We start from the raw sequence: 1,137 nt of genomic DNA, 5'->3' as shown, positions 1-1,137 counted from the left end.
CAGCATAGATAAAATACGTGCCATTTGGATCACCATGGGCCACCACTTAGTTATCCAGGATAACAGTGAATCGGCGCTTGATGCCTATGTGCGTCGCATGACGCTACGCAGTAAAAATGAGGGCGTGGATGCCACCCCATGGATGACAGAACCGCAAGCCTACAAGGTACTTGAAAGCCTGAAAAACTGGCATAAGCGCGTACTTATCGAGCGCATTATTGCCCGTGGTGAGCGTTTAAAAATGAATGAAAACGGCACTCGCCCTGCAAGTTATGAGGTGATTGTTGCCCAGTATGAGGGCCACCTATGAAACTCTGCCGTTGCCCTGTATGCCACAGTAATATCCACTTAGATGCCTTAGTGAATGACGATGCGGCGCGCGAGCTGCTCGCCACACTTGCGCCGATGGACGGCGCCACTGGGCGGATTTTAATGAACTATATCGGTTTATTCCGCCCCGTAAAAAGCGACTTGAGTTTTAACCGTGCGCTCACGCTGGTGAACGACACACTGGCACTAACCTCAAACCGCGACTGGTTACGTGCGGCGTTGGAAGAGACTGTGATCAAGCTTCGCGCTGCCAGAACCGAAGGCAATGCAAGACCACTAACCAACCACAATTACTTAAAAAAAGTGCTTGAAAGCATTAGCCAGCACTCAATTCCCCCTGCCGCTGCGCCAACTGCAAACGCAAAGCCAAGCTATGAGATCACCAGCTATGGCCGTCCTGAGTCATTAGCTGAAACTCAGGCTAAGTTTGCTGCACAGATGGCGCAATTTAAGGCAAAGGCTAAGAAGACCAAAGCAACAGAACAAGGAGGCACCAATGCTGAATGAACAAGGTGAACAGCTGGATTTACTTTCAACCAGTGCCGCTGAACTTGAGCAAGCATTGGCGACATTAGCCACACTCAAGCCAGATGAACGTGAAGATTTTATTCGCCGCTGGCCATCGACCCTGCAAAGCTTATGCGATGTGATGCGAGTGACGCTTAAGCAACATAATATTGTCGATGCAGATAATGTGAGCGAAGCCTTAGCGACCAGTTTGAGTGCTTATTTAGGTGGCCGTGACGTATATATTCCCAACGGAGAACGTCTTAAAAATGCCCTGCGCGATATCCGAATTTGGCGCGA

General features: G+C 49.7%; 3 protein-coding genes. All 3 read left to right on the top strand.

Going from position 1 to position 1,137, the window contains the following annotated elements; translation table 11 throughout:
- Positions 1–310, top strand: a 310-nt coding sequence (locus FW758_RS24560; RefSeq protein WP_446446778.1) for a phage protein GemA/Gp16 family protein, incomplete at its 5' end; no start/stop codon positions are given.
- Complete coding sequence (locus tag FW758_RS24555) at positions 307–837, top strand: hypothetical protein (protein ID WP_063884369.1); 531 nt, start codon at positions 307–309, stop codon at positions 835–837. The genes FW758_RS24560 and FW758_RS24555, both read left to right, overlap by 4 nt.
- Positions 827–1,137: Mor transcription activator family protein (locus FW758_RS24550; protein WP_446446823.1), on the top strand; the 311-nt coding region annotated here is incomplete at its 3' end. The genes FW758_RS24555 and FW758_RS24550, both read left to right, overlap by 11 nt.

The sequence above is a fragment of the Shewanella sp. 1180_01 genome, from assembly GCF_052850535.1.
The sequence above is the reverse complement of the archived record's forward strand: the minus strand, read 5'-3'. Positions and strand labels throughout refer to the sequence as shown.

Excerpts from the sequence above, each read along its gene's own strand:
- FW758_RS24555 (WP_063884369.1), top strand. The coding sequence starts at position 307 with ATGAAACTCTGCCGTTGCCCTGTATGCCACAGTAATATCCACTTAGAT.